The sequence below is a fragment of the Methanobrevibacter sp. genome (assembly GCF_017406825.1).
Lineage (GTDB): Archaea > Methanobacteriota > Methanobacteria > Methanobacteriales > Methanobacteriaceae > Methanocatella.
The window spans coordinates 1-24,463 of the sequence record NZ_JAFQXT010000006.1 but is presented as its reverse complement, the minus strand read 5'-3'; the positions used below and the strand labels follow the sequence as shown (position 1 = coordinate 24,463).

25 protein-coding genes and 1 pseudogene are annotated in these 24,463 nt (G+C 36.9%); 18 read left to right on the top strand and 8 right to left on the bottom strand.

The window, feature by feature from the left end; all coding sequences use genetic code 11:
- Together IJF99_RS01265 and IJF99_RS01260 are read right to left on the bottom strand one after the other, a co-directional pair.
- Positions 1-183, bottom strand: a 183-nt coding sequence (locus IJF99_RS01265; RefSeq protein WP_292790977.1) for a hypothetical protein, incomplete at its 3' end; no start/stop codon positions are given.
- Between the two features lie 75 nt (positions 184-258).
- Positions 259-1,065: a formate/nitrite transporter family protein gene (locus IJF99_RS01260; protein WP_292790974.1), complete on the bottom strand. Its 807-nt coding sequence runs from the start codon at positions 1,063-1,065 to the stop codon at positions 259-261.
- 541 nt (positions 1,066-1,606) lie between these two features.
- Between IJF99_RS01260 and fdhD the strand changes: the two genes are divergently transcribed.
- On the top strand, positions 1,607-2,353 hold the full coding sequence (fdhD, locus tag IJF99_RS01255; protein WP_292790971.1) for a formate dehydrogenase accessory sulfurtransferase FdhD: 747 nt from the start codon (positions 1,607-1,609) through the stop codon (positions 2,351-2,353).
- Here the strand turns inward: fdhD and hxlB are convergent.
- Entirely contained in the window at positions 2,345-2,935 is a 591-nt protein-coding gene (gene hxlB, locus IJF99_RS01250) for a 6-phospho-3-hexuloisomerase (RefSeq protein WP_292790968.1), read from the bottom strand. The two genes, fdhD and hxlB, sit on opposite strands and share 9 nt — an antisense overlap.
- 57 nt (positions 2,936-2,992) lie before the next feature.
- Here hxlB and IJF99_RS01245 point away from each other — a divergent pair, with 57 nt between their 5' ends.
- The 5 genes from IJF99_RS01245 (at position 2,993) to lysS (ending at position 8,802) form a co-directional block, all read left to right on the top strand.
- Entirely contained in the window at positions 2,993-3,862 is an 870-nt protein-coding gene (locus IJF99_RS01245) for a LysR family transcriptional regulator (protein ID WP_292790965.1), read from the top strand.
- A gap of 146 nt (positions 3,863-4,008) precedes the next feature.
- A complete protein-coding gene (locus tag IJF99_RS01240) occupies positions 4,009-4,923 on the top strand; it encodes a carbohydrate kinase family protein (protein ID WP_292790962.1) in 915 nt (304 codons plus the stop codon).
- Positions 4,924-5,154: 231 nt separating this feature from the next.
- Positions 5,155-6,453: a phosphomethylpyrimidine synthase gene (gene thiC / locus IJF99_RS01235; protein WP_292790959.1), complete on the top strand. Its 1,299-nt coding sequence runs from the start codon at positions 5,155-5,157 to the stop codon at positions 6,451-6,453.
- A 422-nt stretch (positions 6,454-6,875) separates the two neighbouring features.
- Positions 6,876-7,145 carry a hypothetical protein gene (locus IJF99_RS01230; protein WP_292790956.1) on the top strand — a complete coding sequence of 90 codons (270 nt, stop codon included), beginning with the start codon at positions 6,876-6,878 and terminating at the stop codon, positions 7,143-7,145.
- A 73-nt stretch (positions 7,146-7,218) separates the two neighbouring features.
- A complete protein-coding gene (gene lysS / locus IJF99_RS01225; RefSeq protein ID WP_292790954.1) occupies positions 7,219-8,802 on the top strand; it encodes a lysine--tRNA ligase in 1,584 nt (527 codons plus the stop codon).
- A 20-nt stretch (positions 8,803-8,822) separates the two neighbouring features.
- Here lysS and IJF99_RS01220 read toward each other — a convergent pair whose 3' ends face one another.
- Genes IJF99_RS01220 through IJF99_RS01210 form a run of 3 tightly spaced genes read right to left on the bottom strand, consistent with a single transcriptional unit; the run spans position 8,823 to position 10,735 of the window.
- Entirely contained in the window at positions 8,823-9,200 is a 378-nt protein-coding gene (locus IJF99_RS01220; RefSeq protein WP_292790951.1) for a hypothetical protein, read from the bottom strand.
- On the bottom strand, positions 9,200-9,670 hold the full coding sequence (locus IJF99_RS01215) for a nucleoside deaminase (protein WP_292790948.1): 471 nt from the start codon (positions 9,668-9,670) through the stop codon (positions 9,200-9,202). Before IJF99_RS01215 ends, IJF99_RS01220 begins: the two co-directional genes overlap by 1 nt.
- 33 nt (positions 9,671-9,703) lie before the next feature.
- Entirely contained in the window at positions 9,704-10,735 is a 1,032-nt protein-coding gene (locus IJF99_RS01210; RefSeq protein ID WP_292790945.1) for a hypothetical protein, read from the bottom strand.
- 159 nt (positions 10,736-10,894) lie between these two features.
- On the opposite strand from IJF99_RS01210, the gene polC reads away from it, so the two are divergent.
- The 12 genes from polC (at position 10,895) to IJF99_RS01150 (ending at position 23,030) form a co-directional block, all read left to right on the top strand.
- Positions 10,895-14,185 carry a DNA polymerase II large subunit gene (gene polC / locus IJF99_RS01205; protein ID WP_292790942.1) on the top strand — a complete coding sequence of 1,097 codons (3,291 nt, stop codon included), beginning with the start codon at positions 10,895-10,897 and terminating at the stop codon, positions 14,183-14,185.
- Positions 14,186-14,435: 250 nt separating this feature from the next.
- Complete coding sequence (nrdD, locus tag IJF99_RS01200; RefSeq protein ID WP_292790939.1) at positions 14,436-16,754, top strand: anaerobic ribonucleoside-triphosphate reductase; 2,319 nt, start codon at positions 14,436-14,438, stop codon at positions 16,752-16,754.
- A gap of 122 nt (positions 16,755-16,876) precedes the next feature.
- Positions 16,877-17,554 (top strand): hypothetical protein, encoded by a 678-nt coding sequence (locus IJF99_RS01195; protein WP_292790936.1) that lies wholly within the window; start codon positions 16,877-16,879, stop codon positions 17,552-17,554.
- A 26-nt stretch (positions 17,555-17,580) separates the two neighbouring features.
- Positions 17,581-18,384 (top strand): hypothetical protein, encoded by an 804-nt coding sequence (locus tag IJF99_RS01190; RefSeq protein ID WP_292790933.1) that lies wholly within the window; start codon positions 17,581-17,583, stop codon positions 18,382-18,384.
- 174 nt (positions 18,385-18,558) lie between these two features.
- Positions 18,559-18,849 (top strand): hypothetical protein, encoded by a 291-nt coding sequence (locus IJF99_RS01185; RefSeq protein ID WP_292790930.1) that lies wholly within the window; start codon positions 18,559-18,561, stop codon positions 18,847-18,849.
- A 258-nt stretch (positions 18,850-19,107) separates the two neighbouring features.
- The gene (locus tag IJF99_RS01180; RefSeq protein WP_292790927.1) at positions 19,108-19,374 is read left to right on the top strand and encodes a DDE-type integrase/transposase/recombinase; all 267 of its coding nucleotides are present in this window, start codon (positions 19,108-19,110) and stop codon (positions 19,372-19,374) included.
- Positions 19,375-19,956: 582 nt separating this feature from the next.
- A complete protein-coding gene (locus IJF99_RS01175) occupies positions 19,957-20,247 on the top strand; it encodes a 50S ribosomal protein L21e (RefSeq protein ID WP_292790924.1) in 291 nt (96 codons plus the stop codon).
- Positions 20,248-20,252: 5 nt separating this feature from the next.
- Complete coding sequence (locus IJF99_RS01170; RefSeq protein WP_292790921.1) at positions 20,253-20,597, top strand: RNA polymerase Rpb4 family protein; 345 nt, start codon at positions 20,253-20,255, stop codon at positions 20,595-20,597.
- Positions 20,598-20,753: 156 nt separating this feature from the next.
- Positions 20,754-21,380, top strand: coding sequence for a DUF655 domain-containing protein (locus tag IJF99_RS01165; RefSeq protein ID WP_292790919.1), 627 nt, complete (start codon positions 20,754-20,756; stop codon positions 21,378-21,380).
- Between the two features lie 8 nt (positions 21,381-21,388).
- The gene (gene rsmA / locus IJF99_RS01160) at positions 21,389-22,261 is read left to right on the top strand and encodes a 16S rRNA (adenine(1518)-N(6)/adenine(1519)-N(6))-dimethyltransferase RsmA (RefSeq protein ID WP_292790916.1); all 873 of its coding nucleotides are present in this window, start codon (positions 21,389-21,391) and stop codon (positions 22,259-22,261) included.
- Between the two features lie 4 nt (positions 22,262-22,265).
- Positions 22,266-22,850, top strand: a complete 585-nt coding sequence (locus IJF99_RS01155) for a HemK2/MTQ2 family protein methyltransferase (RefSeq protein ID WP_292790913.1) — start codon at positions 22,266-22,268, stop codon at positions 22,848-22,850.
- 12 nt (positions 22,851-22,862) lie between these two features.
- Positions 22,863-23,030: a hypothetical protein gene (locus IJF99_RS01150; RefSeq protein WP_292790910.1), complete on the top strand. Its 168-nt coding sequence runs from the start codon at positions 22,863-22,865 to the stop codon at positions 23,028-23,030.
- Between the two features lie 5 nt (positions 23,031-23,035).
- Here IJF99_RS01150 and dapF read toward each other — a convergent pair whose 3' ends face one another.
- Entirely contained in the window at positions 23,036-23,896 is an 861-nt protein-coding gene (gene dapF, locus IJF99_RS01145; protein ID WP_292790908.1) for a diaminopimelate epimerase, read from the bottom strand.
- A gap of 9 nt (positions 23,897-23,905) precedes the next feature.
- Positions 23,906-24,463: pseudogene (locus IJF99_RS01140) on the bottom strand (diaminopimelate decarboxylase); the annotation flags it as partial.

The window sequence follows — 24,463 nt, the reverse complement described above, 5'->3', positions numbered from 1 at the left end:
TCTGTCTTCCCTATTAATAAACTGATATCCAAAGTTACCTTTTGGACATACTTTACCCTCGTTTACAGGGTGTCTTTTTAAAGGTTCTACACCAACAATTTTTCCGTCTTTTACAACGAAGTTGAGTCCACAACCAGTACCGCAGTATGGACAGATTGTTGGCACATATTTAATCTCAACCATTTTTTAATCTCCAAAATTTATATTTAAAATAATATAAAAAGAAGCTTTTTTAAAGCTTCTTATAAGTTTACTAGCTTATCCTTTTAAGTAAGTGTACCAGTAGATACATGCTACAAAGATAGCTCCACCAATGATGTTTCCGATGGTAACAGGGAGTAAGTTGTTAATAAGGATAGTACTCCAGGTAACACCTTCAGCACCTAAGAACATACCTAATGGTATGAAGAACATATTTGCAACACTGTGCTCAAATCCGATACATACAAATGCCATGATTGGGAACCAAATACCAACGATTTTACCGATGATATCATCAGATGCATTTGCTAACCATACAGCTAAACATACAAGCCAGTTACAACCAATACCTTTGATTAAAGCAACTTGGAATGGCATGGTAACTTTACCGGCTGCTACAGCCATAGCTTTTGATGAAATTGCATAAGCTGGTGCTGCGGTATCTACAGGAGTGATTCCTCCCATGAAAGCTAATACGTAAGCTACGAATAATGCACCGACAAAGTTGAAAATCCAACTGAGTACCCAGTTTTTACAGAGGCCGCCGATAGAAGCGGTACCGTCTAAAACACCTAAAGTCATGAACATTACGTTTCCAGTGAATAATTCAGATCCTGCAAGTACAACAATAATCAAACCTACAGGGAACACTGCACCGAATACGAACTTTTCTAAACCGAGAGGAGCGCCTGCATCTAACATACCTGCGCTTGCTACTACAGCTAATAAACCACCAAATGCAATATATGCTCCTGCTAAAAAGGAGAGTAATATTACATTATCTATTTTTGCAGAGTCTTTTGCTCCAGCAGTTCCGGAAATTGCTTTCGCAGTTTCTACTGGACTTTTAAAAGATGAACTCATTTTATCAACCTCTTTTATTCCCTTTTTTAATTAATTTTTATAATACTAATGAAACCCTAAACTAGTTCAAAGAGTATTATGATATTATATAAGTGCATTATATATAAAAAGGGTTTCTTATTAGAAGCAAAAAGAAATATTTAAATATTACAATTGAACAAAATTAATCATAATGATAAATCATGATGGATAATATTCACATCGTGTTAAACTTCTTTTTTTAATGAATTATGATTAGATTAATGCTTGTTTTTTCATTTTATGAAATGAAAATCGTGAATTTTTAAAAAAAAATGTTTTAAAATCTGATCTGATGAAAAGTTTGGAAAAAACATCTATATGAAAACAGATTAATATCGTGTCCAATTTTCATAAAAACATCCAAAAAATGAAAAAATTTTAAAAAAAAATCGAATTTAAAAATTAAAATCAAAAAAAAATAAAATTTAGGCAAACTCATCATAACATATTATGTTGCCCGACAGGCGATATATACTATTATATAAAAATTAACATATTATATATTGAGAAGGTGCGTGAAATGAAAATCGAAGAAATTGATGCAATAAACTTCAAGAATGATGAAGCGAAAGATGCAAAGGAATATGTCGTGCAAGATGAAACAATAACCCTTACAATAAACGGAGATATTTCCCGTAGCTTATCGGCAATCGAAGACTCCCTTGAGGAATTTGCAGTCGGGTATCTGATCAATGAGAATATGGTAAAATCCCTAGATGACATTAAAAAGATTGAAATAAGCGGCCCGCAAATCAGTGTCGAAATAGACGACGCTTTACTGAAATCAAACGAAACCGTACTGTGCTCCGATTCGGCAGGAGGATGGAGAAGCAAAATAAAAGAAGTGAAAGCTGTTGAATCCGACTTCCAGGTTGACGTTCATGAACTAATCAGCAGAATCGAAGAGCTGAAGAACAACGCCGAAATATGGCAGGCAACCGGAGGAACACACGTTGCAGGAATAGTCTACCAAGAAAAGTTTGTTGTGAAGGAAGATGTAAGTCGCCACGTCGCTGTCGACAAGGTCATCGGATATGGCATACTCCACGGCTTCGACTTGAAAAACTCCTATGTAATCTACAGCGGCAGAATGCCTGCGGACATGGTCATCAAAATGACAAGGGCAGGGATTCCAATCCTGGCATCAAACGCGGCTCCCGCAAATTCAGGATACAATATAGCAAAAAAAGGTAATATTACATTGGTCGGATTCCTTAGAGGCCAACGCTGTAATATCTATAATAATCAGAACAGAATTCTATTCTAAAACTGTGTGTCTTGCCTTTAAGTCACTTTCAGTCTGATGCATCTTTTCCATTAGCTCGGAAACGATCGCATCCAAAAACACAAGTGTAGTTAACTCGAAAGCGGTCCCTAAAGGGGTAAGTGAAGTATAGTTTCCATGGATTTGACGCTTCATATAATTTTCATCGTCGACTTCCTTTTTGGTTCTTCCTTTGACAAGGATGAAACTGTCTGCGAGTTGACCTAAAGTAGATTCTGGATATGATGTCAATGCTAAAACTTTTGAACCTCTATTTTTTGCGATTTTAGCAGCGGAAACAATAGTGTTTGTTTCACCGGAACCGGATATGGCCACGATACAATCATCTTCATAAATGGCAGGAGATATGGTTTCCCCAACAACATATGCGCTTAAGCCCAAATGCATAAGTCTCATGGCGAATGCCTTTGCGGCAAGCCCTGATCTTCCCGCTCCTGTAACAAAAATATTTTTAGAGTTGATAATAATGTCTTCAAAATCTTCAATAGCCTGTTCATCCAAAAATTCCTGTGCATTTTCAATATTATCCAATATTGCTCGAATAGAGGTTTTCATTATTTCCATTTTCATCTACCTTTAAATCAATATTATTAATTATGATTAAAATTTTATATATAATTAATGAAATTTGAAAGCAGGGGACTTATAAGTCTGGAGATAGATGGTGACATTTACGATTACAAATTGTACCAAAGTCTGGATTCACTGTCACGGACAAAATCCCAGAGAAAATCCGCAAAAGAATTAAATATTTCGCATACGGTATTCAATAGAAGGCTGCTTAAGGCAGAGGACAAATTAGGCATTAAAATCACGGAAAAAGTAGGGAACGGAACTCACCTTACCAAAGAAGGATTGGAACTGCTTGAAGAGTTCAGGAAATATTTGATTCAAATAGAAAAAACACCAAAAATCAACATTGCCGGCGGACATATAAGCACAGGACTTTTAGAAAGTCTGAATACTCCATTCGATGTTAACATCTACAGCAGTTCCGATGAGGACGCATTCGAGCTTGCAAGAAGGGGTGCTGTCGATATCCTGACTTTAGACGATCCTTTAATCGCTTACGAACGCGACATTAACTTCATGCCGATAGCTTACGATTATCTTGTTTTGGTTTCAAGCCCCGAATCCAGGAATGTTGAAAGCATTTCCGATTTGGAGGGACTTGATTTTATAAACGTTAACGGTTCCGCCCAGAGGCTTGCATGGAACAGCTTAAATCACTATGATATCGAATACAATTTGAAGGAAAGCGTCAATTCACAATTCGATGCCTTTAAAATTGTCAGAAATTCCGAAAATCTCTACACCTTTTTGAATGCAAGCTATTTTAAAGGAAATGAACTTTTGAAGTATGACACGCAACATGTAATCAGCGCCGTTAAGGTAAACGAAGACAAACCCGAAGTTGATGAATATATCAGATATCTGATTAATGACGCTCAAAAAGACATTGAAAATCAGGGTTTCACTCCAATGGGCTAATACTTTTCAAATGCTCTCGGCAAAAAGCAATATTAATATAATTATATACCTATCACCACACCCATGAAATTGTGAAAATACACACTTTCAAAACATTAAATAATGATGAGACACAATATTATATTGAATAATAAAAAGGCGATATTATGGCAAAAAACAGAGATTTACTAGCAGTTGGTCATTCTGCTCATGATTACATTATAAGAGTGCCTGAATTTCCAAAAGCGAATTTTTCAGCACCAATAACAAATATGAAAACCTTCAATGGTGGAGCGGCTGCGAATGTGGCCTGCGTTGGAGCAAATTTAGGATTAAAAACTTCATTGGTTTCCGCTGTTGGAGGGGATTTCAAAAAGACAGAATACTATGAGCACATGCAAAATTTAGACATTGACACAGAATCACTCATTATCGTTCCTGGTGAAGCCACCCCCACCGCATTTGTCTTAACTGATGATAACGATGACCAGATCAGTTATTTCTACTGGGGAGCTGCCCGTGAATTTGCCGAAAGCAAAGTCCCGACATCCGCAATTAAAAATGCGGAAGCAATCCATTTGGCTACAGGAGATCCGGATTTCAACTGGAAATGTTCAGAGGAAGCGAAAAACGAAGATCTGCTCGTTTCATTTGATCCTGGCCAGGACCTTGGAATGTATGACACCAAAAAACTGATTGACGTGATTGAAAACACAACCATATTATTTGGTAACCATCATGAAATCGAAAGAATATTGGATGCTCTTGAAGTTGACTTGACCGGATTGAGGAATATGGGTCCGAAAATCATCGTCAAAACCTGCGGCGCCAACGGTAGTGAAATATATTCAAGTGAAGATAAAATCAAAATCGATGCAATCGCTACCGATGTCGTTGATCCGACCGGAGCTGGAGATTCATACAGGGCAGGATTTTTATCAAGATTCCTGAATGGAGAATCACTGGAAGCATCCGCCAAATTCGCATCAGCCGTTTCTTCATTTATCATTGAACATCAAGGTTGTCAGACAAACATGCCGACTTTTGATGACGCATTTGAAAGAATGAATGAATTCTATTAATTCTTTTATTTTTTCAATTTTACCTTATTTTTATCAAAATCCCTTTATTTTTAACATATATTCCTATAATTTACTTTTTTTTAAAAATAACTTTACAAATATCAAATATGATGTAATGAAGAGTTACATACTAATTTAAATACTATTAAATTAAAATAAGAAATTATCAAATAAATATGAGAAATTTTTAAATTTAATTTGAGTGTTTTAAATCTTAATTGAGGAATTATCATGACACAAATCAGCGATGCAAAAAAAGGCATATTGACAGATGAAATGAAGCACGTCGCTAAAGTCGAAGGTGTTTCAGAAGAATTTATACTGAAATCAGTGGCACAAGGTACCATAGTAATACCCGGAAACGTCCACAGAGACATCGACGCTGCAGGTATTGGAGCGGGACTCAGAACAAAAGTAAATGCAACAGTAGGAACTTCAACAGACATTGTCAACTTCGACGAAGAAGTTCTCAAAGCGCAAATTGCAATCGACAATGGTGCAGACTGTCTGATGGAACTGAGTATAGGCGGAGACCTGGACGTAATCAGAAGAAGGGTGCTCGACATGTCCCCATTGCCTGTAGGTTCAGTGCCTGTCTATCAGGCAGCCATTGAAGCTATCAGAAGAGAAGGATCTGTAATTTACATGGATGAAGATGACCTGTTCAAAACCATCGAAAAACAGGCAAAAGACGGTATCGACTTTATGGCAATCCACAGCAGCATCAACATTGAAACATTAACCAGACTCAAAAGGCAAGGCCGTGTAACAGGACTTGTTTCAAGAGGAGGTTCATTCATGTCCGGCTGGATTGTGGAAAACGAAAAGGAAAACCCGTTATACGAAAACTTCGATTACGTTTTAGAAATTGCCAAGGAACATGATGTCGTGCTGTCCCTTGCAAACGGTATGAGAGCAGGATCCATTGCCGATTCAACTGACAGGGCACAAATTCAAGAATTGATCATTTTAGGGGAATTAATCGACAGGTCTCGTGAAGCGGGAGTTCAATGTATGATTGAAGGACCTGGACACATTCCAATCAACGAAATTCCGACAAACGTTATGATTCAAAAGAAAATGTGTTCAAACGCACCATTCTACATGCTCGGACCTATTGTATGTGACGTGGCACCGGGCTATGACCATATAGTCTCTGCAATCGGTGCGGCATCATCTGCAAAGGCTGGTGCAGACTTCATCTGTTACGTGACCCCGGCAGAACACCTGGCATTACCTAACCCTGATGACGTAAGGGAAGGCGTGATTGCAACCAAAATCGGAGCTTATGCAGGTGACCTTGCAACCGGCCAAATTGACGGTTCACAAGACCTTGCAATGGCAGAAGCCCGTAAAAGACTTGATTGGGAAGCGCAATATGAATGCGCAATGTTTCCACAAGCTGCACGTGCAAAAAGAGACCAAAGACCCCCTGAAGAAGAGGACACATGTACAATGTGCGGAAACTTCTGTGCAGTGAAAATCGTTAATGAATGGTTGGACCAATCCGATTCCGACCTTATTAAATAGATATTCTTATCTATTTACCTTATTTTTTTAGATTCTCTATTGAAACAGACTATATCTTTATTCATCTCCACACAAAAAATCGATGATGTTATACATTAAACTGGTCTTGCCCGATCTTCTAATTCCGATATATACCTTAACAAAATCAGTGTTAACATAATCTTTTAATTTGCTAACATATGCATCACGTTTAATTAATTTATCCGATAAAAGAAAAATTTCTTAATTATTATTTCCTAAAGACTATATAATACTTTCCACACTTCACCAATATACAATAGATTAGTGTTTTAAAAATAGTTATTTTAATCTAAAACTATATATAATTTGTTAATTTTAAAAATAAATAATACAACATCATTGAAGGAATTTCACAGCCCATATACTTAAATTTTAAAAATTTCACTGAAAATTTTAAAAAAATGTATTTTAAAAGAGACAAAAAATTAAACGAGATTTTAATTCTCCACGATTACGGCTTGGATAATTATCTAAAATATCCAGATTGTGCCATTCAATTAAAGGAATGGGGAGTTCACTCTCCGGATTGCAAAATCATTGCAGATGCCCATGACTGCGGACTTGTCCACGATAATCTAATTTTTGTTTCAAATGATACTAGAATGCTTGAACTGATTGCTAATCATGACACCTCATTTCTAAAAATTATAGAATTCGCATCATGTACTTAATATTTTTATATAAATAGGAACAAATATTACTTCATTATAAAACTTATTCTTATTATTGTAATGGTGAATACAAATGACACATTGGATTGAAAATGTAGCTAATGAATTAAGTAAAATGGATGTAGAAGAACATATCATCGCAAGTGGAACCTCCATTTCAGGTTCAATACATATCGGAAACTCCTGCGACATATTTGTAGCCAATGGAATCGGAAAGAAATTAAGAGAAAAAGGAAAAAAAGCAAAAACAATATGGATTGCTGATGACCACGACCCCTTAAGAAAAGTCCCATATCCTTTACCTGAAGATTACGACAAATACCTTGGAATGCCATACTCAATGATTCCATGTCCTGACGGCTGCTGCGCCAACTTCGTGGAACACTTTGAAAAACCGTTGCTTTCCGTGATGGACGATTATGGAATCGAAATGGAAACCAAATCCGGATTTGAAATGTATAAAAACGGAGATTATAACGATTACATCAGAACTTCCTTGGAAAAAGTTGAGGAAATCAAAGAAATATTCAACCAATACAGAAGAGAGCCGCTAGCCGACGACTGGCTGCCTTACAACCCAATCTGTGATGAATGTGGAAGGGTAAACACCACCTACGCTTACGACTATGACGGAGACATCATCAAATACAGATGTGAATGCGGCCACGAAGGCGAAATGGACATCAAATCCGGAAACGGTAAACTCACCTGGAGAGTTGAATGGGCGGCAAGATGGAAAATCTTCGGAACCACATGCGAACCGTTCGGAAAAGACCACGCTGCAAGCGGAGGATCCTACGATGTAAGTAGCGTTATTTCAGAAAAAATATTCAACTACCCTGCACCATACCCAGTGCCATACGAATGGATCACCCTTGACGGTGAAGCGATGAGCAAATCACACGGAGTGTTTTTCGCACCTGAAGAATGGCTGAAAATCGGTCCTGCGGAAAGTCTTCACTACTACCTGTTCAGGTCAAAACCTATGAAAGCAAAAGACTTCTCACCAAGAATGCCTTACCTGGACTTTATCGACCAGTTCGATACAGTTGAAAAAGTGTTCTACGATGAGGTAGAAGCACCATCTGAAAAAGAAGGCAGGAAATTCAAGGAAATCTATGAAATAGTCCAAATCAATGAAGGCAGTCCTCTGCCTTTCAGACCGCCGTTCAGATTCCTGGTAAACGCTTATCAGATTGCAGGCGATGATTTAGAGAAAATCTTCGATATCCTTAAAAGAAACTCACAATTAACAAAAAGCTTTAAAGACAAGGAATTTGGCGATTTGACTGAAACAGAATTGGCACAGTACAGAGAAAGAGTCGATAATGTAATCTATTGGCTGGACACCTATGCACCTAACTTCGTTAAATTCAAAGTTCAGGAAAAAAGCGTGCCTAACTTGCCATTGACCCCGGAACAGGATCAATTCCTGGCTGACCTTGCCGATTTGATTGAAAACAATGAGTTTGCAGACGCAACCGCATTGCACGATGCGATGTATGAAATCCTGGAAGCTCAAGAATTAAAACCACAAAAAGGTTTCCAAGCTATTTATAAAATGATTCTCGGTCAAAAACAAGGCCCAAGAGCAGCATCATTCCTGTTAAGTTTGGATAAGGACTTTGTTGTGAAAAGATTAAGAAAAGAAGCTTAATCTTTTTACTTTTTCTTTTTTTAAATCAAACTTTTGAATTCCTTTTTCATTAAAAGCTCATCAACGAAAATATAATCTAATTTTTCAAAAATATCGATGAGAATATCCTCCCTTGAATCAAAACTAACCACAATGCTTTTAAATTCATAGTCCATCGCTATCTTTTCAAGCTGTCGGATTAGCTTATAGGATATTTTTTCCCTATCATCATAAGAGTTTAAAAATAAGGTAACTATTTCTGCGGATTCGGCATCATAAACCTTAAAACTGGCACATCCCACCGTTTTTCGAAAGTTATTCAAAAGCAAAACTATTTGAGGGTCATTTACTTCACATCCAAATGATGAACACATCTGTATGAATCTTTCATCCCTTTCATCAGTAACAGTTATCTCCATTATTTCACCTCAGTGGTGTTTCCGACTTTCTTTAACTCCTCATCCCATATTTCAGGATTATCCTTTGCAAATCTTAAAAACAAATCCCTGCACCTTGCATCATCCAAGACATTGACTTCAACGTCATTGGATTCCAATAGCTTTTCCGCCCCCATCAATGTTGCATTTTCGCCAATGACAACGTGCGGAATATTATACAGCATTACAGCGCCTGAGCACATCGGACAGGGAGACAGTGTCGTATACAATGTGCAGCCAATATAATCCTCATAATTCAAGCGTCCCGCATTTTCAATTGCATCCATCTCGGCATGCAGAACTGCAGAATCGTTTTGAATAAGCCTATTATGTCCTCTGGATATGATTTCACCATCCTTAACCAGCACCGCACCTATCGGGATTCCACCTTCGGCTAAAGATTTTTCAGCTTCCTTAATGGCCTCACTCATAAAATAATCATCAGAGTTCATGAAAAAAATAAGTTAATAGATGAAATTAATCATCTATCTGAATCTGTTTAATAATCCTTTATTGGATTCTTTTTCCAAGGATTCTTCAAGTTTAGTTATCTGTTTTCTTAAATCGGATATGGTTTTATTATTATCATTAGCAAGTTTGTCATAACTGCTTTCCTTAACTTTGAGTTTTGTTCTGAGTTCGGAAATTTCTGATTTGTAACCGTCGACTTCTTTTTTGCTTTGAGCTTCGACTTCTTCCTTATAGTTTCCAAATTCTATGATTTCCGCTCTCAATTTGTCAACTTCTTCAGAAAGGGTTATGTTTTCTTTTCTAGCCTCGGATAATTTATCCTTAACCTCACTGAGTTCTTTGGATAATTTGCCATTTTCCTGTTTAAGACCATCGACATTGGTGCTTGAAAGTTTTTCTTTAAGTTCTGATATTTTTGATTCCAATTCTTCCTTGATAGAATTGACTTCGTTTTCCAGTTTATCAGCCCTTACCTTTTGAACTGCGCCTTCAGCACCTAATTTACCAATATTATTGCTTAAATCCGCATTAATATCTAATTGATCAAAGTATTTTCTTGTTGTTTTTTCAAGTGCGCTGGTCAATTCATTCTTGACCTCGTTCAATTCCGCATTCTCTTTTTTGAGTTTAGGAATTATCTTGTTTGTCAAGTAATTCAATTCATTGGATTGATTTGATAATTTTTTATCTTTTTCAAGCAGTTTGGCTTTCAAATCATCTAATTTTGAATTATCTTCTTTAGGTTGTTTTTCAATGACTTCCTCTTCAACGGGTTCTCCGACAACCTCGATTTCCGGTTCGTTGTGTATCGGTTCTTCAGCAACCTCATCAGCTGCAGGTTCATCGACAACCTCTTCAACAACCTCTTCAGGCACACCCCCTGCCTCAACAGGCTCTTCCTCAACAGCAGGTTCAGGAATTTGTTCAACAACCGGTTCTTCAACAATGTTTTGTTCTGTTTCTATTTTAGATCTGTTTTTTATCTTATCTAAGTCTAGTTTAACTTTTTGACCATACATAGCGTTTATTGGTTTTTCATCAGACATTAAAATCACCATAATAGCAATATTAATATTTAAAATTCAACTACTAGATACACTATTAAGTTAAGTTTTTAACATATTTAACTATTATTAAAAAAGATTAATAAATCATGAAAACCAACTATTATATACTAGATTAATTTTGTAACTTGTGGCGATACCATGGATTATTTTGATAGATTAGAGAAAGAAACCAATCACCTATACGAAATAGCTAACGAGGCAAGGTCTAAAGGTTTAGATGTTGAAACCGAAACCGAAGTGCCACTTGCAAAGGATTTAGCTGAAAGAGTAGAGGGGTTAGTTGGCCCCGAAGGTGTGGCACAAAGGATTAAGGAATTAGAGAAAGATATGGACAGGGAGTCAGTGGCTTTTGAAATTGCCGCCGAGATTGCGGACGGAACCTTCCCATTGACCGGTGAAAAGGCAAACTGGAATGAGGAACAGAGATGCGACCAGGGCCTTAGAACAGCCCTTGCAATCTTGACAGAAGGGGTGGTTGCAGCACCTCTGGAAGGGATTTCAGATGTGAAAATCAAGGAGAACTTCGACGGGACAAAATATATCGGAGTTTACTTTGCAGGCCCTATCAGAAGTGCAGGAGGAACAGCCGCCGCATTGGCCGTGCTTTTGGGAGATAAAATCAGGCAGGCAATTAACATTGACGTGTTTAAACCTATAGATGAGGAAATCGAAAGGTATGTGGAGGAAGTTGAACTCTACGAATCCGAAGTTACAAATCTGCAATACTCACCAACACCAGAAGAAGTGAGATTCGCCGCAAATCACATCCCGGTAGAGGTATCAGGAGAACAGACCGACCAGGTGGAAGTATCCCACAGGGATTTGGAGCGTGTCGAAACCAACAATATACGTGGGGGCGCACTACTGGCTATGGTCGAAGGAGTTATCCAAAAGTCCAAAAAGATCCATAAGATTTCAAAGAAACTGGGTCTTGACTGGGAATGGCTCAGCGAGTATTCAAAGCCTAAAAAGGACGATTCCTCAAATGACAGTGGAGATTCCGATGTTACCCTTGAAGAACCTAAATATATCCAGGATATCATTGGCGGAAGGCCGATTTTAGGTTACCCTTCAGAAAAGGGCGGTTTCAGACTGAGATATGGAAGGTCCAGAAATACCGGCCTTGCTACAATGGGAGTTCACCCTGCAACAATGGCGCTGCTTGAATTTTTGGCCGTCGGGACACAGCTTAAGATTGAATATCCCGGCAAGGGAAATTGTGTAGTTCCCGTCGATTCCATTGAAGGACCAATTGTTAAGCTTAAAAATGGAGATGTTTTAAGGCTTGACAGTGTAAAAAAGGCCCGTGAAGTTAAAAAGGATGTTGTGGAAATCCTGTTTTTAGGCGACATGCTTGTTGCATTCGGCGAGTTTTTAAGAAACAACCAACCGTTATATCCGTCCGGATGGGTTGAGGAATGGTGGATTCAGCTATTGAAGAAAAGCGAAAACTTCAATGATGACCTGGATTTGGAAAAATTGGAATACGATTACTTGTCCTCCGTTGAAGCGCTGAAATTATCCAAAGATTATGGCATTCCGCTTCACCCGAAATACACTTACTGCTATAATGACGTGACCATTCATGATTTAAACTGTTTAATTGACCTGATTGAAAAGTCAAAAGCAGATTACAAACCCGGCGAAGAGTTGAAACTTGACTTGTCTTATCAAAAAAGGGTTTTGGAAATTATGGGAGTCCCTCACACCGTAAGGGACGGCAAAATTATCCTCGACAAGGATCACTCTTATGCCCTTCTGGTAACCCTATCCAAAAGGCTGCCTGAAATGAAGACAACCATTGAAGCCGTAAATGAGGTATCCCCTGTTGAAATCAAAAACAAGGCTCCGGCCTACATAGGCACTCGTGTCGGAAGGCCTGAAAAATCAAAGGAAAGGCTGATGAGGCCTGCTCCACATGGATTGATTCCAATCGGCAACAACGGTGGGGCAAGAAGGCTTGTTGCAACCGCCGCCAAAAAGGGAAATATCAAGGTGGAGATTTCAAGACGCAAATGCACCAATCCGGAATGCGGAATCAGCTCCTTCGGCGCTCTTTGTCCGAAATGCGGCTATCCTACTGAAATGGGCAAGCCTTCTCAGAAAAACATTCCCCTTGCAAACATGCTTAAGAAGGCATCAGACAACGTTAAGGTGAGACGTGTCGATGAGGTTAAGGGCGTTATCGGTATGATTTCAGAATCCAAACTGCCCGAACCGTTAGAAAAGGGAATACTCAGAGCAAAACATGAGGTGTTTACTTTTAAGGATGGGACAATACGTCACGATTCAACTGATTTGCCTCTGACTCATTTCGTACCAAGGGAAATTGGAGTGAGCGTTGAAAAGCTCAAGGAAATGGGTTATGAACATGACTGTTACGGCAATCCGATTGAAAACATCGATCAGATTATCGAGCTCAAGGTTCAAGACATTGTAATATCCGATAACTGCGGAGAATACCTGCTGAGGACAGCGCAGTTCATTGACGATGAGCTTACAAGATTCTATGATATGGAGCCGTTCTATAACGTTGAAGAGAAAAGCGATTTGATTGGCCATTTAGTGGCGGGTCTTGCACCGCACACATCCGCCGGTGTTTTAGGTAGAATCATAGGATTTACAAAAGCATTGGGCTGTTATGCGCATCCTTATTTCCATTCTGCAAAGCGTAGAAATTGCGACAGTGACGAAGATGCTATAATGCTGCTTCTGGATGCTCTAATCAACTTTTCAAAATCATACCTGCCTAACACAAGGGGAGGAAGCATGGATGCTCCTTTGGTTTTATCTTCAAGAATTGACCCTGAAGAGATAGACGACGAATCCCACAACCTGGACATCTTTGAAAGATTCCCTGTTGAGTTTTATGAAGAGACATATACCCCTCACAAGCCTGCTGACGTGCTTGACTACATCGATAACGTTGAAAAGCATTTGGGTACTCCCGAGCAGTATGAGGGACTGATGTTTTCCCATCACACTTCAAATATCCATGCAGGACCGACAGTATGCCTTTACAAGAGATTGCCGTCAATGCGGGAAAAGGTTGAAGCGCAGATTGCCCTTGCCGAAAGCATCAGGGCAGTTGACCAGCGCGGAGTTGTGGAAAAGGTATTGTCCTCCCACTTCCTGCCGGACATTATGGGAAATTCCAGGGCATTTTCCAAGCAGAAGGTCAGGTGCACCAAGTGCGGCGCCAAATACAGAAGGATGCCCCTTACCGGAAAATGTGAATGTGGAGGTAACCTGATTTTATCCGTTTCGAAAGGATCAGTTACCAAATATCTTGAAATTTCAAGAGATCTTGTTAATAGGTACCCTGTATCCCATTATCTTGAGCAGCGCTTAGAGATTCAGGAGTTCGGTATCAATTCACTGTTTGAAAGTGACAAGTCCAAGCAGAGCTCCCTTGATGTATTTTTCTGAAATACTTTTCAAATGCTCTCGGACAATTAATTTTTTAATATTTTAATATAGTAATATCAGAGTACCGGAATTTTGTTCGATTCAAGACGAATGATTTATATATCATAAGGAACTACCTATTAAATAGAAGTTCGTATGAATACGAACAATAATTATACATGTGTTTACAAATAGTAATAGCATGTGAGAGCATACTCTCTCCAAACGGATAATAAACTTTTTTAAAAACTAGGAAAATGGTGTGAAATAAATGGAAAGAATATCAGAATTAGGAAATAATTTACAAGAATCCGTTAAAATCAATGTAGAAAAAAATAACGGTATTAGAGAAAGATTCAGTTATGAAAAATTAATGAAATCATTAATAATGGTGGAAACCCCATTCTTTGAGTCAGATAAAATCATTGCAACCGTAGTATCTCAACTATACGATGGAATCAAAACCAAAGAAATCAAAAAAATTGTTTACGAATGTTTAGAAGACATCGACCCTGAAATCGCAAACAAATACCTTGCAAGTACCCAGCTAAGAGTACGTACCTCAAGAGATACCATCGAAGCATTTGACTTATCAAAAATCGCTAACACCTTGATTGAAGAAACCGGTGCTAGCCAAGAAACAGCTTTTGAAATCGCTACAGAAACCTGGAAAGAACTCAAAAAGTTAAATGTGGAATACCTGACCGCTCCAATGATTAGGGAAATGGTCAACACAAAACTAATCGAATACGGTTTGGAAGACTTAAGAAGCCGTTACACCCGTTTAGGTATCCCTGTTTACAACATCACCTCCTTAATTGAAAACGGTAACAGGGACAACGCAAACATGATCCACAACCCTGAAAGTATCCACAAGCATGTGGCAGACGAAGCATTGAAACAATACGCACTCCTGAAAATGTTGCCTGCACACTTGGCAGATGCGCACATGTCCGGAGACATTCACATTCACGATTTGGAATTCTTCGCCGGAAGACCATTGAACTGCCTACAGCACGACATAAGAACTTTCATCAGATACGGACTTAAAGTTGACGGTACCGGTGACCACACCTCCATTGCAGGTGCGCCAAACCACATGGAAACCTTAATGAACCACACTGGTGAAATCATGCTTGCAGCACAGCAAAACATGTCCGGAGGACAATCCATGTCCCTTTGGAACGTATTTGTTGCACCATTTGCAAGAGGAAGAAGCTATGAAGAAATCAAACAGGCAGTTCAAATGCTGATCTACAACTTGAACATGGCTTACGCCGCAAGAGGATCACAAGTTCCATTCACAAGTATGGCATTGGAATTCGGCGTTCCAGATTTCCTGAAAGAAGAAACCGCATACGGACCAAAAGGAGAAGTTGTCGGAACCTATGCGGACTTTGAAGATGAAACCAGATTAATCCAAAAAGCATTCACTGAAACATTGCTCGAAGGAGACAATGAAGGAAAACCTCATTTGTTCCCAAATACAATCTACACACTCCGTAAAGAAACAATGACCAGTGAATATGAAGACGACTTAAGATTAGTACATGAATTATCTGCAAAATACGGTTCATCCTACTTTGTAAACATGTTCCCTAAATACAGAGGCAAAATGGCCAACTACATGGGATGCAGAACCTGTTTACAGGACACCTGGACCGGTGACTGGGACCAAGACTGTTTAAGAACCGGTAACCTCGCTTACGTAACCCTAAACTTCCCAAGAATCGGATACCAATCCAAAGACGAATCCCAAGTATTCGAATACCTAGACGAATACATGGACCTTGCAGTTGAAACCTTAATGCTTAGAAGAGAACAAGGATTAAAATGCTTAAATGATTTCCACATCCTACCATTCTTAAAACAGAAAGTGGGAGAAGAATCATACTACAGAATCGAAAATTCAACTTTATCCTTCGGTTTTGTCGGACTTAACGAAATGCTGTTATCCTTATTCGGCGAAGGAATCGAAAACCCTGACGCCAACAAATTCGGTGTCAAATGTCTCGAATATGTAAATGACAGAGCTAAAAAATTACAGGAAGAAACCGGACTCAGATGGTCTGTCCTGCAAACCCCTGCTGAATCTACCGCTTACAGATTCGCAACTCTCGACAAAAAACAATTCGGCGACCAAGCTATCGTACAAGGTGATGGAAACGCTAACTACTACACCAACTCCTCACACGTGCCGGTAGATACCGGATTATCATTAATTGAAAAAATCAAAATCGAAGAACAGTACCACAGCTTAACTCCTGGTGGACACATCTTCCATGCATTCATGGGAGAATCATACTCCGATCCTGATTCATTAATGAGCTTAACCAATAAAATAGCAAGAAAATCAGATATCGGATTCTGGGCTTACAGCTCAGCATTAAGCTTCTGTTTAAAATGTAAAACTTTAATGAAAGGACTAAACAATGTTTGTCCTACCTGTGGTGAAAGAGAGGATGTAGAATGGTATGATAGGATTACCGGTTACGTGCAACAAGTTGGACGTGCAAAATCTGCATCCGGTGGTTGGAACCCAGGTAAACGTCAAGAATTAATTGACAGAAGAAGATTTGAAGATAACTAAGGTTATCTTCTTTTCACACCATTTATTTACACCTAACCATCTACTTTTTTCAAAAACAATTTATAATTTTTATATACTGCTTTATACATAATTATTTTTAACACACTGTTGGGGATTTTTTTATGAGGTTTAAGTTATTATTTGTGTTTTTTATTTTTTTAGTAATTTTTTCTCCGGTTTATGCTAATGAATTTAATTTGGAAAACACAACTCTAGAACAGCAATACAGTAACATGAACATTACTGACAGCAACTGTGCAAACATAGACTCCATCAACTTTACTCAATCAAGACCCCTTTCTTCTAATAATTTAAATTCTACAATTGAATGTGATGATTTAACAAAAGTCTATGGAAATGATAGTGATTTTACCACAACTTTTTACCATACTGATGGTACATTACTAACTAATTCTGAAGTTTCTTTTAATTTAGCAGGAAAACATAATAACTACATAACGGACAATAATGGAAAAGTAGTTATACCAATCAATTATACTCCTGGAATATACTACGTAGGAATCAATAACCCTATAACCGAAGATTATTTAATAAAAAAAATTACTATTTTACCCCAAATTGAAAGCCATAATCTTGTAAAAATATATGGAAACTCCAGTTCATTTATCGTGAGACTACTAAGATTAGATGGAAATCCTGTTCAAGCTGGGGAAACTGTTACAATTAGGATTACAGGCCCTTACGGAACTACAACATACTACCGACAAACAGATAATGAAGGATATGCAGTTAGAACAATAGGATTAGTACCCGGCGAATACAACGTTTCAAGTGAATAAGCAGTTTATTTAATTTGGGTGAAGTTATGAAAAGTATTATTAAACTTAGTTTGATATTGGTAGGAATCTCTTTACTAATTCCTACCGTAATAGACATCTATGATTTTAGTCTTAATTTGGATATTTTCGTTTTCGAGGCCCTTTCTTTGTATTATGTGCTTACAGGAGGTTTATTAATTCCTTTATTTATTCCTGTGTATTTAGAAGACAAATATGGCATGGACGAAAAAATGAGAATAATTGGTACATATCAATATTTTACAAAAATATTTACAATTTGGATAGTTTCTTTGATGTATCTTGTTTTTGTAGGTTCACATTATTTGGGTTTTTTCTCTAATGGTATTTTGTGTTCTGTATTTTTTGTGGTTCCGGTTTTGAGTTTGATTTTTGGCTCTAGGCTGTTTAATGATTCAAGTTGCCATGTTGATGGTGAGATTCTGTTTGGTTATCCGCCAATTTATCCGGTGGTAAGTTTGATTGTGGGTATTTTTGGTTTCAACTTCATACTGAATTCGCCGACTAACCTTGATGCGGTTTTGACAATCACATTAATTATTCAAATAATACTGGTTTTACCAAATCTTGCTAATAGAATTCTTCCTTTTGAAATAAGAACTAAAAAAGGATGCGCATATTTCATAACTTTAACAATAATTGTGTATGTGGCATTAATATTCCTAACAATGGATGGGGAGATGTTTAACTCAACAAATACTGTAATTAACTATAAGACAATACTGGAAAACATACTACTCTACGGCACAGGAATGATAATAGTATACCTATTCTTCAAACAAGCCCAAAAAATGAATAAAAAGAAAAAATAATATTTTTTTAAAATCGACGTGAATGTGAAAATCACCCAAAAAGTCTCCTACAAAAACTTGTGTGATTTGAATTTTCACTAGTTTTTTAGTCACGTTTTTTATTCGTTCTATTTTTTCTTTATTTTTAATTTAAAAGTAGTAAAATTAATATATAAGGTGGAACTTAAATATTATATGACTAACAAAAATATTAAAGCTCCATATGAATGTATGGAGTTAAAAAAATATAAACTTTCCGATTTTATTCCAGAGTTTTCGGAATTCCGGCAATCTGATGATCTTTCTCGATTTGGTTGTGAAAATATTGCTGATAATCTAATTAGATTGGAAAAAAGAGGTAAAATTCATTTTGAGAATAGAATTAATATCTGTCCTAGTTGTAATTCAAAAGATACAGTTAAAAATGGAAATTATGATAGAAAACTAATTTTTTTAAGAATTGGAGAACAAATTTGTACTGTTTAAAAGTATAAATGTAATAAATGTGGTAAAGTCTTTTATACTGAGTTATCATCACTTGTTTATGCTAATTCTAATACAACATTACCTGTTATTGATTGTATTGAAAATTTATATCAAATTTATGGTGCAGGGCTTCATAAAATACGATTTGACTTAAAACAACAGCACAACATTGAAATTTCACATCAAAGCATAGAAAACATATTATTGAACTCTAATTATCAATTTAACTATGAAAATTGGACTTATTCTGGTTATTACTTGTTTGATAGTCTTTGGGTTAAAATTAATGGAGAATGGAACTATATTTTAGCCTTATTCGATGTTAAATTAAATACTCTTGTTTCGGCCAAATTGGTCGAATCAGAAGATTCTAAGACCATTTATCAATTTTTAAACGAATCACTAAGAAATCAGAAGAAAATATCAATTGGAACAGATTTAAAACATGAATATCGAGAAGCTATAGATAAATTAAAAGTAAAACATCATTTCTGTAAATTTCCATGTAAAACAAGCCATAAATAAAAGATTTAAAGACTATTTTGATAAAAATCCATTATCTGATGAAGAAAAAGAAGTATTAACTAATTTAAAACAAGATATTTATAAAATACTGGATGCAAATGACCTTGATTCAGCTAAAACATTTAGAAATGAATTAATTAATAAAAAATATCCGAAAAACAAGTTTACAAACAAAATAATATGGAGATTCATCATTCCTTACTTTAAAAAATTGACGACACATCTTGAAAATAAAAATATTCCATCGACAAATAATAAAATCGAAAATATATTCCAAAAGGCCTTTCCAAAACACATAAAAAGAACAATGAAAATATAACTAGGGCTTTTAACAAGATTCATGCTAAAATTAAATTATTGGAACATAAAAAATGAAAAAGAAAAAAATCACACAAGTTTTTGAAAGAGCCAAAAAAACTAAAAGTATATTAATGACATTAAACTAAAAATATAATATTATCATATCACTGATGGTAATAGTTATTTTCACATTCTATGTTACTAGTATTTATGGGCTTTTTCAATACTAGGTCGCTGATAACATAGATTTATACCCAGACTGAACTGATTAGAGGTTATATAATGCAAAGATCAAGAGGATTAAAAAGTAGATCAAGAAAAAAAATGACTAAAGTACAAAGACCGGGCAGAACTAACCCAATTACTAACAGGCTCCAAAGATTTGAAGAAGGAGATTTAGTTCACATTACTATTAATCCATCCATCCAAAAAGGACAACCTGCTCCTAGATTCCACGGTAAAACCGGCAAAGTTACCGGCCAAAAAGGAAAAGCTTACATTGTCTCTTTAAAAGATGGTAACAAACCAAAAGAATTAATAGTAAGACCTGATCACTTAAAATTACAACAATGATTTCTATGATTGGAAAAGAAGTTATTAAAAGCGAACCGATTCCAAGTTCTGAAGTAAAGGAAATTCTTGAAAATTTTGCTGAAGACAATGAGTTAAACTACCAGCAGAACGTTACATTAAACCATCTTGCAAGGTTTAAAAGATACTCCGCAGATGATGCTGAAGAAATCTATCAAAAACTCACAGAAGAATTTGGTTTAAGAGATAAGGTCGCTGTTCATATTATCGATTTGGTTCCGGAAGATTTGGCTGATATGAGATTAATTTTTGCTAAAGAACCAACAAAAACAACTAAAGAGGACATGGAAAAAATCCTCGAAATGTTGGAACAATATGATTTTATAGAATAGTATCTCTTACTATTCCACTTTTTTTGTATATTTTTCAAATTTTTTTCAACATCCCCTATTTTTTTAGATATATTTATTATACTTAACAATCAAATCTATTAATAAGTTTAATATTATGGCAAAAGTTATAATAAAAAAACAATAGTGAGTGATAACATGGATAACAAAAATAGAAATGGAAAAAAATCAACAGTGAAAAAAGAAGAGTACGCTGTTGTGCTAGATTATCTAAGTCGTGGCTATGTCAAGTCTGACATGTCCAAATTCGGTGGTAAACCTATTGCTCAAGCTATTGGTACAGAACAATTCACTTTACTTGAATTAGCTCCTAAAAATGGTGTTGATTTGGAAATTCAAGATACTGTATATATCGGGAAAGGAAAAAGGGAAAAAATATACAGGGTTCTTGGAAAATTGGATTATGAAAATTTAACTGCAACTAGTAGAATCGAACTGGATTACGCCATTCGCGACATAGTTGTAGAAAATGAAGAGAAGTATGTTAAATTCTTCAATGAAACTGATGCAATTAGTTTAAGACTTCATTCACTTGAATTAATTCCGGGAATCGGTAAAAAATACATGGGAGACATTATCAAAGCCAGAGAAGAAAAACCGTTTGAAAGCTTTGAAGACATTTCCAAAAGACTCCCTACATTAGCCGATCCTGCGGGCATGATTGTTAACAGAGTAAAACAAGAGCTTGACACTACAACACCAAGAAGAGGTAAAAATAAATATTATCTATTTGTACAACCTCCAAGAGGCTCAAGAGGAAGATAAGTGATAAATTGACTAGTGAAAATTCCCCTTCCTTATCTAAAACAACTAAAGATATTCTAAATCAGTACGGAATAAAGTTAAATAAGAATCTCGGACAGAACTATCTGATTGATAGGAATAAAAGAGACCAGATTATTAACTTTGGAAATATTTCAAAAGAGGATGTCATTCTAGAGATAGGAACCGGAATTGGAACATTAACAATTGAACTTGCCAAAAAAGCTAAAAAAGTAATAGCCATAGAACAGGACGAAAAGATCTGTGAGATATTGGCTGAACGACTTAAGAACGAAAAAATAGATAATGTAGAACTGATTAATGATGATGCCCTAAAGGTTGAATTTCCAAAGTTCAACAAAATCATCTCCAATCTACCTTATCAAATCTCATCACCTATTACTTTTAAATTTTTAGATTATGATTTCGATTTGGCCATTTTGATGTATCAAAAGGAATTTGCAAGCCGAATGGCCGGAGAGGTAGGGACAAAGGACTATTCCAGGCTTTCGGCAATGCTTTATTTTAAATGTGATGTGGAAAGACTAACCGAAGTAAGCAACGAAAGCTTTATTCCCAAACCCCAAATCGACTCGACTGTCGTTAAATTAACGCCGAAAGAAAATGTTTTAGATGCTGAAAAGTTTAAAGTATATTCAAAATTCACAAAGGCACTTTTCCAGCACAGAAACAAAAAAATTAAAAACGCCCTGATTGATTCAAGGCATGTCATCAGCGGCATTGACAAGAAGATCCTGAAAAAGAGATTGAACGGAATCGATGATGAAAGAATAGTCGAATATCTCAAAAAGAGAGTTGTCGTGCTTGCTCCTGAAGAGATCTTGTTCCTGTCGCAGAAATTAAACCCTATTTTTGAAGAGTGATTCTATGGCTGACTTTATAATCAACACTGACGATAATGTATACATACCTGCAGAAGACAGTTATCTGCTGGCGGATAATCTGGAAATCAGACAGGACCAGAGTGTTTTGGAAATTGGAACAGGTTCCGGAGTTGTTGCGATGTATGCTTCAAGATTGACTGACAGGATTACTGTAACAGACATCAATTTTGATGCATGCGAACTTGCGCGAAAAAATTTTGAAGAAAACGGCATCGAAAATATTGAGATATTATTCGGAAATCTCTTTGAACCTGTAAAAAACAGAAAGTTTGATGTGATTTTATTCAATACGCCATATCTTCCGACTGAAGAAGGTGAAGTTTTGGACGACACTATAAATTATGCATTTGACGGCGGATTAAATGGAAGGAAAGTCATTGATGTCTTTTTAGATGAAGTGGGAAATCATTTAAATGATGGAGGAATTGTCCAGCTGATACAGTCTTCACTTTCAGGCAATGACGAAACACTGACAAAACTAGATGAACTAGGTTTTATTGCAGAAATAAAAGCCACAGAACATTTCTTCTTTGAAGATATAACATTAATTAATGCTTATAAAATATAATAAGGTGATAAAATGGAACAATGGAAACAGTCAGTGCTCACAGGCATATTTCTTATAATTCTTGCACTCGCCTTTTCGGCTGCAAGAAATGAGATGAGCATATTGATGGTTTTAGTGATTGCGCTCGGCGCGGTCGATATAATATTCGGTTTATACCGAAAGAAAAAAGAAGGAAAATAGAGAATCTAAAATTCTCCATCAAAAACAAGCTCTGCAGGACCTTCCATGAAGGCTCCAAGAGCGTCATCCTTTTCATAAACCTGGAATTTCAAGTCTCCGCCAGGCAAGTGGAGCAATAGGTTTTCATCGAACAGGCCGAGTTTATATCCTGAAATTGCAGTTGAGGTTGCGCCGGTTCCGCATGCCAGTGTCACGCCTGCACCACGTTCCCAAGTTCTCATTTTGCCCTCATTTTTGCTGATCACTTCTACAAAGTGTACATTGATTTTTTCAGGGAACACTTCATGGGCTTCAATTGCAGGGCCGTATTTGTCAATGTCGACTTCATCGACATTATCAACAAAGATTATTGCATGAGGATTACCGACACTGACGGCTGTAACGTTGAAGGTGGTATCAATCACCTCCAGTTCATCATCAAGGAATTCCTCTTTATCGGATGTCATCGGAATTTCAGGAGTTTTAAATGTTGACAAACCCATGTCCACTTTAAACAATACAGGTTCATCTCCGTCCAAGGTGATTTCAATTGTCTTAATGCCGGCCCTAGTTTCTACGGTCATCTTTTCCTGTTTTAAAATACCTTTTCTGTAAACAAAATCTCCAAAGCATCTGATTCCATTTCCGCACATTTCAGCTTCGCTTCCATCAGGATTGAACATTCTGTAACCGATGTCGGCAACTTCAGAAGGTTCCACGAATAACACTCCATCTCCACCGACGCCGAAGTTTCTGTGGCACAATATTCTGCATGCTTTCGGTTTGTCCGCTTCTGGAATGACTTCCCCTTTTGATTCGTCGATTATTGGAAAGTCATTGCCTATTCCGTGCATTTTTGAAAATTTTAATCCTTTTAAATCTACCATAATAATCACTTATTTTAAATGTGGTGGAATTCTTTGTTTTGCATATAAGTCTTCAAAGGTCTGTCTTTCGCGTACAATATTGCATTTCCCATCAGTTACGAGAACTTCTGAAGCCAATGGTCTTGAATTGTAGTTTGATGCCATTGTAAAACCGTAAGCTCCCGCATTCAAAATACCCAAGATGTCTCCTTCTTCAACATCCGGCATTGGCCTGTCACGTGCGAACAAATCTCCGGATTCGCATACGTTACCTGCAATATCCACTTCCTGAGTATTTTCAGCATCCATTTTGCTTGCATTTACAATATGATGGTATGAATCATACATTGCAGGCCTTAAAAGTGTGTGGAAACCTGCATCTACACCGATGAATTTTCTGTAACTTTGTTTGATGCTGTTGACGGTGACTAAAAGTACGCTTGCATCGGCCACTATGAACCTGCCAGGTTCAAGATACATTGTCGGGCTTCCCATGTCATACTGTTCAAGTTTTTCCTTGAATAATCCGACATTGACTTCAGCGAATTTGTCAAGGTCGACAACGTTTTCTTCAGGAGTGTATGGAAC

Coding starts and splice junctions, on each gene's coding strand:
- IJF99_RS01260 (WP_292790974.1), bottom strand. CDS start 1,065: ATGAGTTCATCTTTTAAAAGTCCAGTAGAAACTGCGAAAGCAATTTCC.
- fdhD (WP_292790971.1), top strand. CDS start 1,607: ATGAAAATCGAAGAAATTGATGCAATAAACTTCAAGAATGATGAAGCG.
- hxlB (WP_292790968.1), bottom strand. CDS start 2,935: ATGGAAATAATGAAAACCTCTATTCGAGCAATATTGGATAATATTGAA.
- IJF99_RS01245 (WP_292790965.1), top strand. CDS start 2,993: ATGAAATTTGAAAGCAGGGGACTTATAAGTCTGGAGATAGATGGTGAC.
- IJF99_RS01240 (WP_292790962.1), top strand. CDS start 4,009: ATGGCAAAAAACAGAGATTTACTAGCAGTTGGTCATTCTGCTCATGAT.
- thiC (WP_292790959.1), top strand. CDS start 5,155: ATGACACAAATCAGCGATGCAAAAAAAGGCATATTGACAGATGAAATG.
- IJF99_RS01230 (WP_292790956.1), top strand. CDS start 6,876: ATGTATTTTAAAAGAGACAAAAAATTAAACGAGATTTTAATTCTCCAC.
- lysS (WP_292790954.1), top strand. CDS start 7,219: ATGACACATTGGATTGAAAATGTAGCTAATGAATTAAGTAAAATGGAT.
- IJF99_RS01220 (WP_292790951.1), bottom strand. CDS start 9,200: ATGGAGATAACTGTTACTGATGAAAGGGATGAAAGATTCATACAGATG.
- IJF99_RS01215 (WP_292790948.1), bottom strand. CDS start 9,670: ATGAACTCTGATGATTATTTTATGAGTGAGGCCATTAAGGAAGCTGAA.
- IJF99_RS01210 (WP_292790945.1), bottom strand. CDS start 10,735: ATGTCTGATGAAAAACCAATAAACGCTATGTATGGTCAAAAAGTTAAA.
- polC (WP_292790942.1), top strand. CDS start 10,895: ATGGATTATTTTGATAGATTAGAGAAAGAAACCAATCACCTATACGAA.
- nrdD (WP_292790939.1), top strand. CDS start 14,436: ATGGAAAGAATATCAGAATTAGGAAATAATTTACAAGAATCCGTTAAA.
- IJF99_RS01195 (WP_292790936.1), top strand. CDS start 16,877: ATGAGGTTTAAGTTATTATTTGTGTTTTTTATTTTTTTAGTAATTTTT.
- IJF99_RS01190 (WP_292790933.1), top strand. CDS start 17,581: ATGAAAAGTATTATTAAACTTAGTTTGATATTGGTAGGAATCTCTTTA.
- IJF99_RS01185 (WP_292790930.1), top strand. CDS start 18,559: ATGACTAACAAAAATATTAAAGCTCCATATGAATGTATGGAGTTAAAA.
- IJF99_RS01175 (WP_292790924.1), top strand. CDS start 19,957: ATGCAAAGATCAAGAGGATTAAAAAGTAGATCAAGAAAAAAAATGACT.
- IJF99_RS01170 (WP_292790921.1), top strand. CDS start 20,253: ATGATTGGAAAAGAAGTTATTAAAAGCGAACCGATTCCAAGTTCTGAA.
- IJF99_RS01165 (WP_292790919.1), top strand. CDS start 20,754: ATGGATAACAAAAATAGAAATGGAAAAAAATCAACAGTGAAAAAAGAA.
- IJF99_RS01155 (WP_292790913.1), top strand. CDS start 22,266: ATGGCTGACTTTATAATCAACACTGACGATAATGTATACATACCTGCA.
- IJF99_RS01150 (WP_292790910.1), top strand. CDS start 22,863: ATGGAACAATGGAAACAGTCAGTGCTCACAGGCATATTTCTTATAATT.
- dapF (WP_292790908.1), bottom strand. CDS start 23,896: ATGGTAGATTTAAAAGGATTAAAATTTTCAAAAATGCACGGAATAGGC.